The sequence below is a fragment of the Oleiphilus sp. HI0086 genome (assembly GCF_001635225.1).
Genome location: NZ_LWFZ01001110.1, coordinates 1 through 413, shown reverse-complemented (window position 1 = coordinate 413; position 413 = coordinate 1). Strand labels below are relative to the sequence as shown.

The window sequence follows — 413 nt, the reverse complement described above, 5'->3', positions numbered from 1 at the left end:
AAATTGCCATGCTGTTCTTGTTTTACGAGATCTTTGGTGTCATCACCAACCTTTTTGGTGGCTGGTTGGGCGCACATTTGGGGCTCAACAAAACCATGAATATTGGTCTGGCTCTGCAGGTGCTCGCATTGGCAATGCTGCTCGTTCCTGCCACTTTGCTCACAGTGCCTTGGGTCATGGCTGCTCAGGCTCTCTCAGGCATTGCTAAAGACCTGAACAAGATGAGTGCGAAAAGCTCGATCAAGCTGCTGGTTCCAAAAGATGCGCAAACTACACTGTATAAGTGGGTGGCAATTCTAACCGGATCTAAGAATGCCTTGAAAGGTGTCGGCTTCTTTTTAGGCGGCGCTTTACTGGCCACTCTCGGTTTTCAAGGTGCCGTTCTTGCTATGGCGCTAAGCTTGTTTGTGGTT

1 protein-coding gene is annotated in these 413 nt (G+C 49.2%); it reads left to right on the top strand.

Going from position 1 to position 413, the window contains the following annotated elements; translation table 11 throughout:
• A partial coding sequence (locus A3756_RS19625; protein WP_368664602.1) for an MFS transporter occupies positions 1 to 413 on the top strand: 413 nt, incomplete at both ends.